The 13,998-nt window shown below is 71.8% G+C and carries 12 protein-coding genes and 1 pseudogene; 5 read left to right on the top strand and 8 right to left on the bottom strand.

Annotated features, from left to right (window positions below):
- Positions 1–46: 46 nt before the first annotated feature.
- Entirely contained in the window at positions 47–1,435 is a 1,389-nt protein-coding gene (hglS, locus tag ACZ7DY_RS34315; RefSeq protein ID WP_471142597.1) for a 2-oxoadipate dioxygenase/decarboxylase, read from the top strand.
- Positions 1,432–2,958 (top strand): L-piperidine-6-carboxylate dehydrogenase, encoded by a 1,527-nt coding sequence (gene amaB, locus ACZ7DY_RS34310; RefSeq protein ID WP_471142594.1) that lies wholly within the window; start codon positions 1,432–1,434, stop codon positions 2,956–2,958. Before hglS ends, amaB begins: the two co-directional genes overlap by 4 nt.
- Before the next feature lie 21 nt (positions 2,959–2,979).
- On the opposite strand, the gene ACZ7DY_RS34305 is transcribed toward amaB, so the two are convergent.
- From ACZ7DY_RS34305 to ACZ7DY_RS34290, 4 genes are all read right to left on the bottom strand, one after another.
- Positions 2,980–4,704 (bottom strand): acyl-CoA dehydrogenase family protein, encoded by a 1,725-nt coding sequence (locus ACZ7DY_RS34305; protein WP_471142591.1) that lies wholly within the window; start codon positions 4,702–4,704, stop codon positions 2,980–2,982.
- Between the two features lie 135 nt (positions 4,705–4,839).
- Positions 4,840–5,403 (bottom strand): PadR family transcriptional regulator, encoded by a 564-nt coding sequence (locus tag ACZ7DY_RS34300; RefSeq protein ID WP_471142589.1) that lies wholly within the window; start codon positions 5,401–5,403, stop codon positions 4,840–4,842.
- Between the two features lie 107 nt (positions 5,404–5,510).
- Positions 5,511–6,422 (bottom strand): SMP-30/gluconolactonase/LRE family protein, encoded by a 912-nt coding sequence (locus ACZ7DY_RS34295; protein WP_471142588.1) that lies wholly within the window; start codon positions 6,420–6,422, stop codon positions 5,511–5,513.
- A 274-nt stretch (positions 6,423–6,696) separates the two neighbouring features.
- Positions 6,697–7,188, bottom strand: coding sequence for an RrF2 family transcriptional regulator (locus ACZ7DY_RS34290; RefSeq protein ID WP_471142585.1), 492 nt, complete (start codon positions 7,186–7,188; stop codon positions 6,697–6,699).
- A gap of 92 nt (positions 7,189–7,280) precedes the next feature.
- Here ACZ7DY_RS34290 and ACZ7DY_RS34285 point away from each other — a divergent pair, with 92 nt between their 5' ends.
- Positions 7,281–8,021: an SDR family oxidoreductase gene (locus tag ACZ7DY_RS34285; RefSeq protein ID WP_471142582.1), complete on the top strand. Its 741-nt coding sequence runs from the start codon at positions 7,281–7,283 to the stop codon at positions 8,019–8,021.
- A 45-nt stretch (positions 8,022–8,066) separates the two neighbouring features.
- Here ACZ7DY_RS34285 and ACZ7DY_RS34280 read toward each other — a convergent pair whose 3' ends face one another.
- Complete coding sequence (locus ACZ7DY_RS34280; RefSeq protein ID WP_471142579.1) at positions 8,067–8,570, bottom strand: peroxiredoxin; 504 nt, start codon at positions 8,568–8,570, stop codon at positions 8,067–8,069.
- 194 nt (positions 8,571–8,764) lie between these two features.
- On the opposite strand from ACZ7DY_RS34280, the gene ACZ7DY_RS34275 reads away from it, so the two are divergent.
- Positions 8,765–11,047 (top strand): FUSC family protein, encoded by a 2,283-nt coding sequence (locus tag ACZ7DY_RS34275; protein WP_471142576.1) that lies wholly within the window; start codon positions 8,765–8,767, stop codon positions 11,045–11,047.
- Positions 11,048–11,127: 80 nt separating this feature from the next.
- Here ACZ7DY_RS34275 and ACZ7DY_RS34270 read toward each other — a convergent pair whose 3' ends face one another.
- The 3 genes from ACZ7DY_RS34270 to ACZ7DY_RS34260 all read right to left on the bottom strand — a co-directional run bounded on the left by ACZ7DY_RS34270 (position 11,128) and on the right by ACZ7DY_RS34260 (position 13,699).
- Positions 11,128–11,934: a hypothetical protein gene (locus ACZ7DY_RS34270; RefSeq protein WP_471142573.1), complete on the bottom strand. Its 807-nt coding sequence runs from the start codon at positions 11,932–11,934 to the stop codon at positions 11,128–11,130.
- Between the two features lie 63 nt (positions 11,935–11,997).
- Complete coding sequence (locus tag ACZ7DY_RS34265; RefSeq protein WP_471142570.1) at positions 11,998–13,137, bottom strand: CU044_5270 family protein; 1,140 nt, start codon at positions 13,135–13,137, stop codon at positions 11,998–12,000.
- On the bottom strand, positions 13,127–13,699 hold the full coding sequence (locus ACZ7DY_RS34260) for an RNA polymerase sigma factor (protein ID WP_471142567.1): 573 nt from the start codon (positions 13,697–13,699) through the stop codon (positions 13,127–13,129). The genes ACZ7DY_RS34265 and ACZ7DY_RS34260 overlap by 11 nt, the downstream gene beginning before the upstream one ends.
- A 106-nt stretch (positions 13,700–13,805) precedes the next feature.
- Between ACZ7DY_RS34260 and ACZ7DY_RS34255 the strand changes: the two are divergent.
- Positions 13,806–13,998: pseudogene (locus tag ACZ7DY_RS34255) on the top strand (aa3-type cytochrome oxidase subunit I); the annotation flags it as partial.

Raw genomic sequence — 13,998 nt, 5'->3', positions numbered from 1 at the left:
GCGTCCCCGCCGCACGGCACCCCTCTCATGGAAAGGAGCACTGGCGATGATCGGGCAGTGGCAGCTGCGCGCCGCGTTCGCCGAGCGGCTCTCGCGGATGTACGGGCGCGAGGTCCCCGCGTACACGACGCTGGTGGACGTCTCCCGCGAGGTCAACGAGGACGTCCTGCGGGCGCACGGCGCCGATGCCGAGCGCCTGGGGGCCATCGGCCGCGTCACCGCCGAACGGCACGGCGCCATCCGGGTCGGCACCCCACGGGAACTGGAGCAGGTCGCCCGGGTGTTCGGCGCCCTCGGCATGCGCCCGGTGGGCTTCTACGACCTGCGCTACACCCCCGTCGGCGCGCTCCCCGTCGTGTCGACCGCCTTCCGGCCGGTCGCCGAGGACGAGCTGGCCCGTAACCCCTTCCGGGTCTTCACCTCTATGCTGACCGTCTCCGACGCCCGCTTCTTCGACGCGGACCTGCGCTCGCGCCTCACCGCCTTCCTCACCGACCGCGAGTTGTTCGGGCCCGAGCTCCTGTCCCTGGCCGACCGTGCCGAGGCGGAGCACGGCCTGCCCGAACCGGACGCCGGACGCTTCCTGGAACTCGCCGTGCAGGCCTTCGAGTTGTCGGCCGAGCCCATCGACCGGGACTGGTACGCGGCTCTGGAGCGGGTCTCCGCCGTCGCCGCCGACATCGGCGGCGTGCGCAGCACCCACATCAACCACCTCACCCCGCGCGTGCTGGACATCGACGAGCTGTACCGGCGCATGACCGGGCGCGGCATCGAGATGATCGACACCATTCAGGGGCCGCCGCGCTGGCCGGGGCCCGACGTCCTGCTCCGCCAGACCTCCTTCCGGGCGCTCGCCGAGCCGAGGAGCCTGCGTGCCGCGGACGGCAGCGTGACCCAGGGGGCGCTGCGGGTGCGGTTCGGCGAGGTGGAGGCCCGCGGCATCGCCCTGACCCGCGAGGGCCGCGCTCTCTACGACCGCCTGCTCACCCTCGTCGACGAGCGGGCGGCGCACCGGCCGGCGGCCGCGCGCGAGGACGTCGCCCGTGCCGTGTGGACCGAGCACCTGCCCGCGACCGAACACGAACTGGCCGCGCAGGGACTCGGGTTCTTCACCTACCACGCCGTACCCGACCGGCCCGCGGACGGCCGGCGCCCGCCGCCGGACCTCCGCGGCCTCCTGGAGGAGGGCTGGCTGCGGGCCGAACCGATCGTGTACGAGGACTTCCTGCCCCGGTCGGCCGCGGGCATCTTCCGGTCGAACCTCACCGAGGCAGGGTCCAGGAACAGCGGCCTGGAAGGCAGTGCGTACGACGCCGACCGGCTCTCCGCGGCCATGGGCCGCGACGTCCTCGACCCGTTCGCCCTGTACGAGCGGCAACGGGACCTGTCCCTCGCCCGGATCCCCAGCGCACTACGGCCCCAGGGAGCCCCATGACCATCGTCCTGCCCACCACCGACGAGCTGCGCGCCCGCGCCCGCGCCGCACTCGGCCGCATGGGCGTCACCGTCCCCGAGGGTGACGCGCTGCGGGCCGGCACGCCCATCACCGGCGAGGACCTCTTCGGCCTGGCCGCGACGGACGCGGCGGCGGCCGATGAGGCACTGACCGCGGCCCGCGCGGCGTTCCTGACCTGGCGCAGCACACCGGCGCCACGCAGGGGTGAACTGGTGCGGCGTCTGGGCGAGTTGCTCCGCCGCCACCACGAGGACCTGGCCGATCTGATCACCGTCGAGGCGGGCAAGATCCGCTCCGAGGCGCTCGGCGAGGTCCAGGAGATGATCGACATCTGCGACTTCGCCGTCGGCCTGTCCCGGCAGCTCTACGGCCGCACCATCGCCTCGGAGCGCCCGGGCCACCGTCTGGCGGAGACGTGGCATCCCCTCGGGGTCGTCGGGGTCATCTCCGCGTTCAACTTCCCGGCCGCCGTGTGGTCGTGGAACACCGCGGTCGCGCTGGTCTGCGGCGACACCGTGGTGTGGAAGCCCTCGGAGCTCACCCCGCTCGTCTCCCTGGCCTGTGACCGGCTGCTGGCCGGGGCAGCCGACGACGTCGGGGCGCCCCGTGACGTGCACCGGCTGCTGCTCGGCGACCGCGCCGTCGGGGAACGGCTCGTGGACGACCCCCGGGTGGCGCTGGTCAGTGCCACCGGGTCGACCCGGATGGGGCGCGAGGTCGGTCCGCGCGTCGCCGCCCGCTTCGGCCGCTGCCTGCTCGAACTCGGCGGCAACAACGCGGCGGTCGTCGCGCCCTCCGCCGACCTGGAGCTGACGGTGCGGGCCGTCGTGTTCGCCGCGGTGGGCACGGCGGGGCAGCGCTGTACGACGCTGCGGCGCCTCATCGTGCACCGGGACATCGCGGAGACGCTCGTCGGACGGCTGACCGCCGCCTATCAGAAGCTGCCCATCGGCGACCCGTTCGACCCCGCCACCTTGGTCGGTCCGCTCATCTCCATGCAGGCGCTCGCGGGCCTGCGCACCGCGCTCGACCGGGTGCGCGGCGAGGGCGGCGAGCTCCTCGCGGGCGGCACCCGGCGCACGGTCGCCGCGGCGCCGAACGCCGCGTACGTCGAGCCGGCCGTGGTACGCGTGGGCCGGCAGACCGACACCGTCCGCGAGGAGACGTTCGCGCCCCTGCTGTACGTCATGACGTACGACACGTTCGACGAGGCGATCGCCCTGCACAACGACGTTCCCCAGGGCCTCTCTTCGAGCATCTTCACCCGCGACCAGCAGGAGGCCGAGCGCTTCCTGTCGGCGGAGGGCTCAGACTGCGGCATCGCCAACGTGAACATCGGTACGTCGGGCGCGGAGATCGGTGGCGCGTTCGGCGGCGAGAAGGAGACCGGTGGCGGCCGGGAGTCGGGCTCCGACGCGTGGCGCGCCTACATGCGCCCGGCCACCAACACGGTCAACTACTCAGGCCGGCTCTCCCTCGCCCAGAACGTCGACTTCCTCTGAGGAACCCGGGAGTGGCGCCGGTCACGGCGCCATCTCGTACGTCCCCGCGAGCGCCTCGACACGCTCCCAGACACGCCCCGAACGGGCCTCGTCCACGACCGGCCGGCGGACCGCGCCCAGCGCCCAGCTCTGCTGCTCCGGCGTGGCGGAGTCCTTGCCGTGCAGCTCGACGGCGTGCGCGGAGAAGTCGCGCACGAGGACGGCGAAGAGCTCGTCGAGGACGTCCTCGTCAAGGCCGGTGAGCCGCGCCTGCTCCAGGATCAGCTGGCCGTGCACGACCAGCGCGAACAGCTGGCCGACGGCGAGGAGCAGGTCCAGGTCGCGGCTCTGCTTCTCGTCGGGCGCGGCGGTGGTGACGAACTCGCAGAGCGCGTCCGCCTGTTCGCGGAAGCGGCCGACGTTGGGCAGCTCGGCGTAGGCGTCGAAGGCGGTGCGCCAGTCGTGGAAGCGGATGGCGCCCAGGCCACGGGCCGGGCCCTGCTCGAACAGGAAGGTGTCGTCGGCCGCGTCCAGGCGGGTCGGCACGTTCTCGTAATCGGCGGGCTTCAGCAGGTGGTTGCCCATGAACTTCAGGATCAGCGCGAGGTTGACGTGGACCGTCCCCTCCAGCTTCGGCAGGCCGCGGATCTCGACGGCCGCCTGCGCGAAGTAGTTGTCCTTCTCGAAGCCCTTGGCGGCGATGACGTCCCACATCAGGTCGATGACCTTCTCGCCCTCCGTGGTCACCTTCATCTTCGTCATCGGGTTGAAGAGGAGGTAACGGCGGTCGTCGGGTCCGGCGGAGCGGAAGTAGTCGACGGCGCGGTCGCTGAACAGCTTCATCCCGACGAGGCGCACGTAGGCGTCGGTGAGTTCGCGGCGCACGTGCGGGAAGGCGGTGACGGGGCGGCCGTAGAGGATACGGCCGGTGGCGTGGGTGACGGCCTCGTACATCGCGTGCTCGCAGATGCCGATGGAGGCGGTGCAGAGGTTGAACTTGCCGACGTTGACGGTGTTGAGCGCGGCGTCGAAGGCGGCGCGGCCGGTGTGCAGGACGTCGTCGGGGCCGACCGGGTAGTTGTCCAGACGGAATTCACTGACGTACTTCGACGAGTCCACGACGTTCTTGACCAGGTGGTACGCCTCGTGGCGGCTGTCGGCGGCGAAGAAGACGTAGCCGTCGGGGCCTTCGACGTCGGTGCGGCGGCCGAAGACGGAGACGAGCCCGGCGGCATTGCCGTTGCCGATGTAGTACTTGGAGCCGGTCGCCCGGAACCCCCCGTTGCCGTCCGGCTCAAGGAGCATGTCGGTGGAGTAGATGTCCGCGCCGTGGGTCTTCTCGGAGAGGCCGAAGGCGAACACCTCGCCCTGGGAAAGGAGTTCGGCGGCGCGGGCGCGGGCCGCGGCGTTGTCGCTCTGCCAGACGGGGCCGAGCCCGAGGATGGTGACCTGCCACGCGTACCAGTAGTCGAGCCCGTAGAAGCCGAAGATCTCGTTGAGCGCGGCGATCCGGGCGGTGTCCCAGCGCTTGTCCCGCTCCTCCTCACCGGCGGCGGAAGAGGGCGTGAGGAACGTCGCGAAGAGCCCCTCCTCGGCGGAGAAGGCGAGGAAGTCCGCGAGCCAGGCGCGGGAACGGTAGTCCTCGATCAGCCGGCGCTTGCCGCGCGCCTCGAACCAGTCGACGGTCGCACGCAGCAGCCTGCGGGTCTCCGGGTCGAAGTGGGTCGGGTCGTACGTGTGCGGGTTGAACAGCAGCGGGTCGGCCATGGTCGGTCGCCTTTCCGGCTCGGGAGGTCGGTGAGGGGGGTGAGGAAGGTGGGAAGGACGGTGGGATGAGGGTGCGGGCAGGTGAAGGAGGGCGAAGATCGTAGGAGATGTGGCGGTGCGCGCCGGGGAGCCGGGTCAGCCTTCTGGGCCGAGCCGGCGCAGGGTGGCGATCACGTCGTCGAGCCAGGCGAGCGTCATGCGTTCGTACGCGATGCCGCCGCGCAGCACGACGTGCTGGAGCTCCCGGCCGGCGTCGGGCTCGGCGGGGACCACGGCCTCGGGCCCGGTGAAGTCCCGCCGCTCGCCCGCGAGATAGTGCGCCAGCCGGTCGGCGTGTGCCTGGCGGTGCCGCTCCACCTCGCGGATGAGGGAGGCCGGGTCGTCGAAGGCCGCGCCGCGGATCTTCACGGCGAGCTCGTGCCGGACGCTCTCGGGTTCGATGGGTTCCTGCAGCCACCGGGAGAGCACCTCCCGCCCGAGGGCGGTCACGGAGTGCTCCTTCTTGTCCGGCCGGTCCTGCTGTGCCACGTCGCGGGCGCCGATCCAGCCGTCGCCCTCCATGCGCTTGAGCACGCGGTAGATCTGCTGGTGCGTGGCGGCCCAGAAGTAGCCGATGGACCGGTCGAAACGCCGGGCCAGTTCATAACCGGACCCGGGCTTCTCCAGCAGGGAGACGAGGATCGCGTGCTCGAGCGCCATACCCGAATCCTTCTATGCAACTCGTTGCATAGACAAGCCGCGCCGGGCAGGTGAGACACGGCTCACCTGCTGGATGTGGTGCCGAGCCACCTGGATGTGGTGCCGAGTCACCTGGATGTGGTGCCGGCTTCCCCGTGGACGCCGCCGACGGCGGCCGGGTCCGCTCCGGCCGGGACTTCCTGGATCCGGCCGTCGACTCCGGCCCGGTAGAGCCTGCCCGCCGAAAAGCCCTCGGTGCCGCGCCCATAAGTGATCTGCGTGGAGAGGTGCAGGCCCGACTCGACGGCGCACAGACGTCCTTCCTCCGCCCGCCAGATCTGTCCGGCCGCGTGGGTGGCGATCAGCGGGCGGCCGCGGCTGTCGAGCGTGATGCCGTCGGGGAGGCCGAGCGTGTCGGACGGGGGCGGGGAGATCCAGCGCTCCGGGCGCGCCGGGACGTCGGCCGGGATCCGGTACAGGCCCGGCGCGACCGTGGTCTGGATGACGTAGACGTAGGTGCCGTCGGGCGACACGGCGATGCCGTTGGGCTGCGGCACCCGGGCCCAGGCGTGGTCGACCCGCCCGTCCGGCGTGACGCGGCCGATGGTCCGGCCGCCCAGGGTCGTGGTGTACACGGTCCCGTCGGGGGCCAGGGCGACGCCGTCGATGCCGCCGAGCCCCGATGCGTAGGTGGAGACCTCGCCGGTATCCGGGTCCACGAGCAGCAGCTTCGACGTCGGCAGGAAGTCGCCGGTGAGCGAGTGGGCGAGGTCGTTGCCGGTACCGACCAGGAGCCGGCCGTCCGGACGGACGACGATCCCGCCGTTGGCGCCCACGTCACCGGTGAGCGGCACGGGCGTGCGGCCCGGCGCGTCGATGCGGTAGACGCGGCCCGTGAAGTACGCGGTGGCGAACATCCGGCCCCGCTCGTCGACGGCGATCGACTCGACCCAGTCGGGGATGCGGGCCACCTGGGTGGGCGGCGCGGAGTCGCGGGTCTCGCAGGCCGGTGCCGCGTGGGCGGGGGCGGGCGCGAGCATTCCCGCGGTGCCGACTAGTACGGCGGCCAGTGCGGCCGTGGCTGCGGCTGCCGATACGACGCCCCTCCCCCGCGCGTGCCCGTGTCCACGCCCGCGCCAAGCACCGCCACGCCGTCGGTTCGCCTTCGACCGCATCGTTTCCCCCACCTCGTCGGGCCGCTGTGACCGGCGAAGTATCGGTGCGTGGGACGGCGCGCGCCACCCCGCCCCCGCGAGTCTCGGCCACCTCGAACGCCTCGTGCGCCTCAAATACGCCTCAGCGGCCTCAGCTCCCTCAGTCGTCGGAGGGGGGCGACGAGTTGAGCCAGGCGCCGATGCGGGGCAGGGCTTCGGGCCCGCTGTCCTGCCGTACCGATCCGACCAGGTCGGCGATGGAGACGCCCCGGAGCGAGGCGCGCCAGGCCGCGTCGGCGGCGCCCATCGCGCGGGCGATGGGGCAGGCCTTCGTGCACTCCTCGGGGGGCGTCCCGAACGGCCCTCGCCGGCGGATCTCGGTACAGGTGAACGCCGGACTCGCCCCGTCGACCGCCTGGACCACGTCCAGGACCGTGATCTCGGTGGCCTCTCTCGTCAGGACGTATCCGCCGGTCTTGCCCTGGACGGACTTCACCAGGCCGGCCCGGGAGAGCGCCTGCATCTGTTTGGCCAGATAGCTGGGAGAGACGTCGTGCAGCTGGGCCAGGCGCGCGGCGGGGACCGGTTCGGTCGCCGCGGTCAGCACCACGCAGCAGTGCAGCGCCCACTCGACGCCGCCGGACAGTTTCATGCGCCCTCCCATTTGACTCGGACACAGGATATCCGAGTATTATCTCGGATAACTGATATCCGAGTTTGTCCCGCACACAGAAGGGCTCGGTCATGAAGATCACGGTCATCGGCGGCACCGGACTGATCGGTTCGCAGCTCGTCACCCGGCTCCGCGCGGCCGGTCACGAGGTGGTCCCCGCCTCCCTGTCGACGGGCGTCGACCTCCTCACCGGCGCGGGGCTCGACCAGGCGCTCGACGGTGCGGACACCGTCGTCAACGTGACGAACTCCCCCACGTTCGACGAAGCCTCCCCGGAGTTCTTCCGCACCACTATGGGGCACCTGCTGGCCGCGGGAGACCGCGCCGGCGTCCGCCACCAGGTCATCCTGTCCATCGTCGGCGTCGACCAGGTGCCGCAGTTGGACTACTACCGCGCGAAGACGCTCCAGGAAGAGCTGCTGCGACAGGGGCCCACCGCGTACTCGATCGTGCGCGCCACGCAGTTCTTCGAGTTCATGGACGCGGTCATGTCCTGGACCTCCGACGACAGCGCGGTCCGGCTGCCCTCTACCCGCGTCCAGCCCATGGCGACGGCGGACGTGGTCGAGGCCCTCGCCGACATCACCACCGGCACGCCGCTGGACGGCACGCTCGATGTCGCGGGCCCCGACGTGTTCCCGCTGGACGAACTGGGCCGCATCACGCTCGCGGCCCGTAAGGACGGCCGGCCCGTCGTCACCGACGAGCAGGCGGGCATGTTCGCCGCCGTCGAGGGGGATGTCCTCATCGCGGGCCCGGACGCGCGCCTGGCCCCCACCCACTACGAGGAGTGGCTCGGCGCCCGCGCCTGAGCAGCGCCCACGCCTGAGCACTGCCCCGTAAAGCTCTCGGGCTCCTCAGCCCCAACTACCTCCGCTGCCCCCACTACCCCTACTGCCTCCGAGACGACGCACGGCCGCCAGAGCGCGGTCCGCGTGGGCGCTCATGCGGAGTTCGCTGCGGACCACTTCGGCGACGACGCGGTCCTTGCCGATGACGAACGTGACCCGCTTCGTGGGTGCCAGCGAGAAACCGCGCGTCACGCCGAACCGGCCGCGCACGACACCCTCCGCGTCCGAGAGCAGCGGGAACCCGAGGGTGTGCCGCTCCGTGAACTCCCGCTGCCGCTCCACCTCGTCACCGCTGACCCCCACCGGCCGCGCCCCCGCGGCACCGAACTCGGCGGCCAGATCCCGGAAGTGGCAGGCCTCCGCCGTGCAGCCGGGCGTGAGGGCGGCAGGATAGAAGAACAGCACCACCGGGCCGTCCACGAGCAGTTCGGAGAGCTGGAGCGGGGTGCCGGTCTCGTCCGGCAGCGTGAAGTCCTCGACGGTGTCACCGACCGTGACGCGCGCCGTCATGCCGGGCTCCCGTGTGACGTACGGTCCATCGGCGACACGCTGCCTCCTCAAGTGACGGGAGCGAAACCCTACTCGATGGGCGGCGGCCCCCGACGCCTGCCCTCCCCACCGGCCTTGACCTCGCGAAACGCCGTCATGCGATGCTGGGGCACGCCGGGAGGCACCGAGAGAGCGACGGGGAGTACGGCATCACGATGGCAGTGGCACGACGGACAGCGAAGGGCGTCTGGGACCGTTTTTCGGCATCCGACCCGGGACTCCTGCGGCTCATGGCGGGGCTGCGCACGGTCGGGGCGATCCTGCTCGCGCTCGCCGTGCTCGCCCCGCTCGGCACGCCGGTGACCCACCTGGTGGCGGGCGCGATGACGGCGATGGTCGCCACGTTCGCCATCCAGGAGAAGGAGGTACGGGGGCAGGCGATCACGCTGGCGCTCGGCCTGCCGGTGGCGCTCGCGGCGATATCGCTGGGCGCGGTGCTCAACCACCGCGTGGTGGCGGGTGACGCCTTCTTCATCCTGTTGATCTTCAGTGCCGTCTACTGCCGCCGGTTCGGCGACCGGGGCACCACACTCGGCCTGATCGGCTTCCAGGTCTACTTCGTCTCCCTCTTCGTGAGCGCGTCCCCCTCCGCGCTGCCCGGGCTCTATCTCACGCTGACCATCGCGTTCGCGTGCAGCGCGGTCGTCCGGTTCGCCGTCGTGCCGGAGACACCGGAACGCACGCTGGCGCGGCTGCGCGAGGCGTTCCGGGCGCGGCTCGCCCAGCTCATCGCCCACCAGATCGAGCTCCTCGACGCCGACTCCGCGTCCGCCGACGGCCCCGAGAAGGTCCTGGACGACCTGCGGCGCAGCACCGCCCGGCTGCACGAGGCCGCCCTGATGATCCAGGGCCGCCTGGAGGAAGGCACCAGCGACGCGGCCGCCGCGGCACTCCTGCAACGCCGCGTCGCCGACGCCGAGATCGCCGCCGAACGCCTGGGCGTCCTCCTCCTCAACGCCCGCAGCGCGGAACGCGTGGAGACCCTCACCCTCCACCTGCCGAGCGCCCCCGTCTCCATGCCCCGGCGCAACCGCATCGGCCAGGACGCGGGCACCGCCCTGCGACGGGACCTGCGGGCCCTGCACCTGCTGGTGGTACGCCTGGTCCCCGACGACCGAGGCACCGCGCTCCCGTACGTACGCAACCGGCTGCTCGGCTACCGCGAGGAGCAGGGACTCCCCCAGGGCTCGCCCGCGATCCAGGACTGCTTCCGCGCGATCGGCGAGGCGACGCGCGCCGTGCTCGGCCTGCGGCTCGCGGTCGACGGGGCGCGGGACGAGGAGTACGACAGCCCGGAAGTGGCTCGGTCCCGCGAGGAGTTCGACGCGGAGGAGATCTCGATCTCCGGAGAGGCCGCGCAGGCCGAGGAGGACGAGCCGAGCGGGCTGCGGCGGCCCACGACCCGGGCGGCCGTGCAGGTCGCGGTGGGTTCGGCGCTGGCCATCGTCGGCGGCGAGTTCCTCTCCAGCCAACGGTGGTACTGGGCGGTCCTGACCTGCTGGGTGGTCTTCCTCAACACCGCGTCCACCGGCGAGATCATGGTGAAGGGCTACCGTCGTCTCGTCGGCACCGTGCTCGGCGTGGTGGCGGGGGTGGCGCTGGCCGGCGCCGTCGGGAACCACACGTGGGCCGCGTTCGCCCTCGTCGTGCTCTGCGTCTTCGGCATGTTCTTCACGGCCCCCCTCTCGTACGCCCTGATGTCGTTCTTCGTCACGGCGATGCTGGGCCTGCTCTACACCCTGCTCAACACCTACAGCCTCGACGTCCTCGTCCTGCGGATCGAGGAGACGGCGCTCGGCGCGGCCTGCGGGATCATCGCGGCGGTCGTGGTGCTCCCGGTGCGCACGTCACACCGCACCGACGAGGAACTCGGCACCGTCCTGGCCAAGCTGCGGGACGTCGTGTCGGCGGCGGTGGCCCAGCTGAGCGGCGGCCCCGCCCTCGACCTCGTGGACCTGGCGCGGGACCTGGACACCGCCCTGGACGACCTGCGCAAGTCGACGAAGCCGTTGACGCATCCGATCGCACCGCTGCGGGCGCGCCGGCAGACCGCCCGCTACATCGTGGCGCTCCTGGAGACGTGCGCCTATCACGCGCGTTCACTGGCGGCGACGGCCGAGTTGGTGCCCTCGAGCAAGAGCGTCGCGGCCGACGCCCGCCTCGCGCTCGCGGGCCGGCGGATCACGCACAACATCGACCTGATCGCGGCACAGGTACGCGACGAGGAGCCCGACGGCACCATCGAGTCCGGGTCCAGCATCGCCTCGATGCTGGACAGCGGCAGGCACGAGGTACTGCGCACCGGTTCGGTGGCGTTCCGGGTGCTGAGGCACCTGCAACGTCTCGACGAAGGCATCGTCGGCCTAGCCCGCCCACTCGGCGTCCCGCTCGCACCGCCGGAGGAGAGCGGGGGCGCGGCGGGGGCGCGGGGGGCCTGAGGGGGCGTGTGTGTGGGGGGCAGGGTGGACGGAAGGACGGGCGAGTTGGCGGGTGGGCGGAGTGAGGTGGGGACGCCGGGTCACTCCGCGCGCAGCTCCTCGACCACCTCGCGCAGCACCGCAGGCGGAACGTCCGGCAGCAGCATCGCGAAGGCCAGCACGAATTTCCCCAGCAGGAACGTGGTGTCCGGCGTCCGGCGCACGACCTCCTGGACGACCGTGACGTTCTCGGCCGCGACGGCTTCCAGGAGCTCCGCCACGTCCGGCCCCGCACCCTCCTCCGTGAGGACGAACCGGTTGCCGAAGTCGGCCCGGCGCACCATGTGCCGTAGCACCCTGTCGCCTGCCTCGGGCAGATAGGCCTTGCGGACGCCCTCGTTGGCGATCCAGCACAGCGCCGAGATCAAATCCGCGGTCCGCTCGTCGGCACCGAACTCCGCGACCAGTGCGTCGTACGCCACTTGGTTGCCGTGCCGGAACGCCAGGAGCAGTCTCGCCGCGCGGGCCTTGGCTTCGGCCACTTGGGTCTCGGTCGGCTGGGTCTCGGTCAGTTGCTTCTCGGACCGTTGCCTTTCTGACCGTTGTCTCTCGGATGACCGCTTGTCAGACGACTGCTTGTCAGACAAGTGATCCTCTGACGTCTGCTTGTCGGACGTCTGCTTGTCGGACGTCTGCTTGTCGGACGTCTGCTTCTCAGGCAACCGCTCCTCAGACAACCGGCCCTCAGGCGACCGCTTGTCTGACGAGTACTCCTCAGACAAGCGCCCCTCAGACAACCACCCCTCAGACACCTGCCCCTCAGACAACCCCTCGGCCGAGACCCGCGCCTCAGGCACCTGTGCCGCGACTTCGACGCGATCGCCCGATTCCTGCTCGTTTACGCCCATCTGGCATATGTTAACGATCAACGTGCCCGGATCTTCAAGACCCCACGCCCCAAGAAGCCGAGGTCAACGCACCCAAGCGCTGTACGACATGACGTCACCCGCCCTCAGACCGTAGGCGCGGTCGCCCTTGGTGACCATGTCCTCCAGGCCGAGCACGGCGCCGTCAGCCGGGTCCAGGATCAGCATCCGGCGCAAGCCCCCTCCCTCGTGGACGTACGCCTGGCCGGTGCGGCCGAGCCGGTCGGTGACCGCCCCGACCGGACGCAGATCGCCGGCATCGCCGGCGTCGCCGGCGTCGGCCAAGACGCGGGTGAGAGCGGCGCTCTCGCGGATGCCCGGGGTCCAGTGGCGGAGGAACGTGGCGACGGCGTCCAGGAGTTCGCCGGTGTCATTGAACGGGGCGGTGTCGGCCGGGTGGTTCAGTTCCGCCAGGTAGGCGCGGAGTGCTGCGGGCGTGTGCGGGGGACGGGACTGCGGCGGGGCCGTGCCCCAACTCGGGGGGTAGCTGCGGTTGCTGAGGACCTTTCCGTCGTGGACGGTGCGCGGCCCGTCGTCGCCGTCCGTGATGACCGGTTTTCCGGGGTGGCGGGGGTCGGTCGCCACGACCAGTTCGGTGTGGCTACCGCCCGCCCGCCAGCGGATGACGCGTTCCTCGGGCAGGGTGATCGGGGCATGGGTGGCTCCGGCGTCCGACTTCATGGCCAGGCTCCAAGTCTGGACGTGCGTGCCTCTGCGCAATTGCGGCACGCCCCCAACCGACGTCGACGTACGCGCCGCTGCCCGGTCGGCGACGCGGTCGGCGAGCCGGTCCAGCGGCAGCGGCTTGGTACCCGCCCGGAGCGTGAGGGGCCGAGGGGCGGCGGCCGCGGGCGCGCTGCTCGACCCCGCCAGGACGAGGGCCAGCGCGGCGGCCACGGCGAGTGAAACCATCTCGATGCCCCAGACCAGCCGGCGGACTTGGCGCGGGGGCCGCCGACGGTCGTGAGCGCCAGACCTACCGGCCCAGCCAACCCAGCCAACCCAGCCGCGCCAGCCGCGCATGCCCCGCACGCCAACCGCCTCGTCCCCGCCATATGCGCCGCGCAGCAGCCCGTTCAACTGCCGCTGCGCGTGCGCAGGCAGCGGCCCGTCGCGGAATCGCGGATCGTCGCCCGGCACGGGGTCAGCGCCGCGCAGGAGGGCGAGTTCGTCGTCATGAGCCATGGCCGTGGTCCTCCGGAACGGTGGCGCGGGTCGCTTCAGGGGCGGGCCGTGCGGCCGGCGCGGGCCGCATGCGGTCGATCTCGGCTCTCAGCCGGCGGCGGGCCCGGTGCAGCCGCATCGCCGCCGCCCGGGAGCCGCAGCCGAGCGCGATCGCGAGCTCCTCGGTGTCCAGTTCCTCCCAGGCCGTCAGGCGCAGCACCTCCTGATCGGAGGCGGAGAGCCGGTTCAGGGCCTCGTGCACCCAGTCCCCCGGGCGTTCCGCTTCCGGGCCGGCCACGACGTTCCTGCGGTGGCGGGTCTCGTCGTTGCCGAGCCGTTCGACGAGGCGTCGGCGGCGCCCGTAGCCGCGGACGGCGTTGGCCAGACAGCGCCGCGCTATCCCGTACAACCAGGGCAGCGGGGACGGCGGCAGGTCGGCCCGGCGCCGCCAGGCGACGGCGAACACGTCGGCCACCACCTCCTCGGTGTCGTTCGTCGGGCCGCCGAGCCGCCGTGCCACGTAGCGGCTGACCGCCCAGTAGTGCTCGCGATAGGCAGCGGCGAAGGTTTCGTCGTCGCTCACGGTTACGAAGTGTCCGGCACCGCCGCGATCGTCACACCGGCGGGGTGTGATCCATGTCGCTCCGCGCACCTGTCACGGATCAGGGGCTGCCGGACACAGGCGGGGCATGGACAGCAACACCGTGGCGCCGCCGCCCGCGCGCGCCTCCGACTCCCCTTCCGTGCCCGCGCGTTCGGTGCCCCGGCCCCGTCGCCCCGGACATGCCGTCATCAAGTGGCTGACCACCACTGACCACAAGACGATCGGCACGCTGTATCTGGTCACGTCGTTCGCGTTCTTCTGCATCGGTGGCGTGATGG

This window comes from Streptomyces sp. NPDC037013 (genome assembly GCF_055607265.1).
This window is presented reverse-complemented; position numbering and strand designations above follow the sequence as displayed.

Excerpts from the sequence above, each read along its gene's own strand:
- hglS (WP_471142597.1), top strand. The coding sequence starts at position 47 with ATGATCGGGCAGTGGCAGCTGCGCGCCGCGTTCGCCGAGCGGCTCTCG.
- ACZ7DY_RS34295 (WP_471142588.1), bottom strand. The coding sequence starts at position 6,422 with ATGCTCGCGCCCGCCCCCGCCCACGCGGCACCGGCCTGCGAGACCCGC.
- ACZ7DY_RS34290 (WP_471142585.1), bottom strand. The coding sequence starts at position 7,188 with ATGAAACTGTCCGGCGGCGTCGAGTGGGCGCTGCACTGCTGCGTGGTG.
- ACZ7DY_RS34305 (WP_471142591.1), bottom strand. The coding sequence starts at position 4,704 with ATGGCCGACCCGCTGCTGTTCAACCCGCACACGTACGACCCGACCCAC.
- amaB (WP_471142594.1), top strand. The coding sequence starts at position 1,432 with ATGACCATCGTCCTGCCCACCACCGACGAGCTGCGCGCCCGCGCCCGC.
- ACZ7DY_RS34285 (WP_471142582.1), top strand. The coding sequence starts at position 7,281 with ATGAAGATCACGGTCATCGGCGGCACCGGACTGATCGGTTCGCAGCTC.
- ACZ7DY_RS34265 (WP_471142570.1), bottom strand. The coding sequence starts at position 13,137 with ATGGCTCATGACGACGAACTCGCCCTCCTGCGCGGCGCTGACCCCGTG.
- ACZ7DY_RS34280 (WP_471142579.1), bottom strand. The coding sequence starts at position 8,570 with ATGACGGCGCGCGTCACGGTCGGTGACACCGTCGAGGACTTCACGCTG.
- ACZ7DY_RS34275 (WP_471142576.1), top strand. The coding sequence starts at position 8,765 with ATGGCAGTGGCACGACGGACAGCGAAGGGCGTCTGGGACCGTTTTTCG.
- ACZ7DY_RS34270 (WP_471142573.1), bottom strand. The coding sequence starts at position 11,934 with ATGGGCGTAAACGAGCAGGAATCGGGCGATCGCGTCGAAGTCGCGGCA.
- ACZ7DY_RS34300 (WP_471142589.1), bottom strand. The coding sequence starts at position 5,403 with ATGGCGCTCGAGCACGCGATCCTCGTCTCCCTGCTGGAGAAGCCCGGG.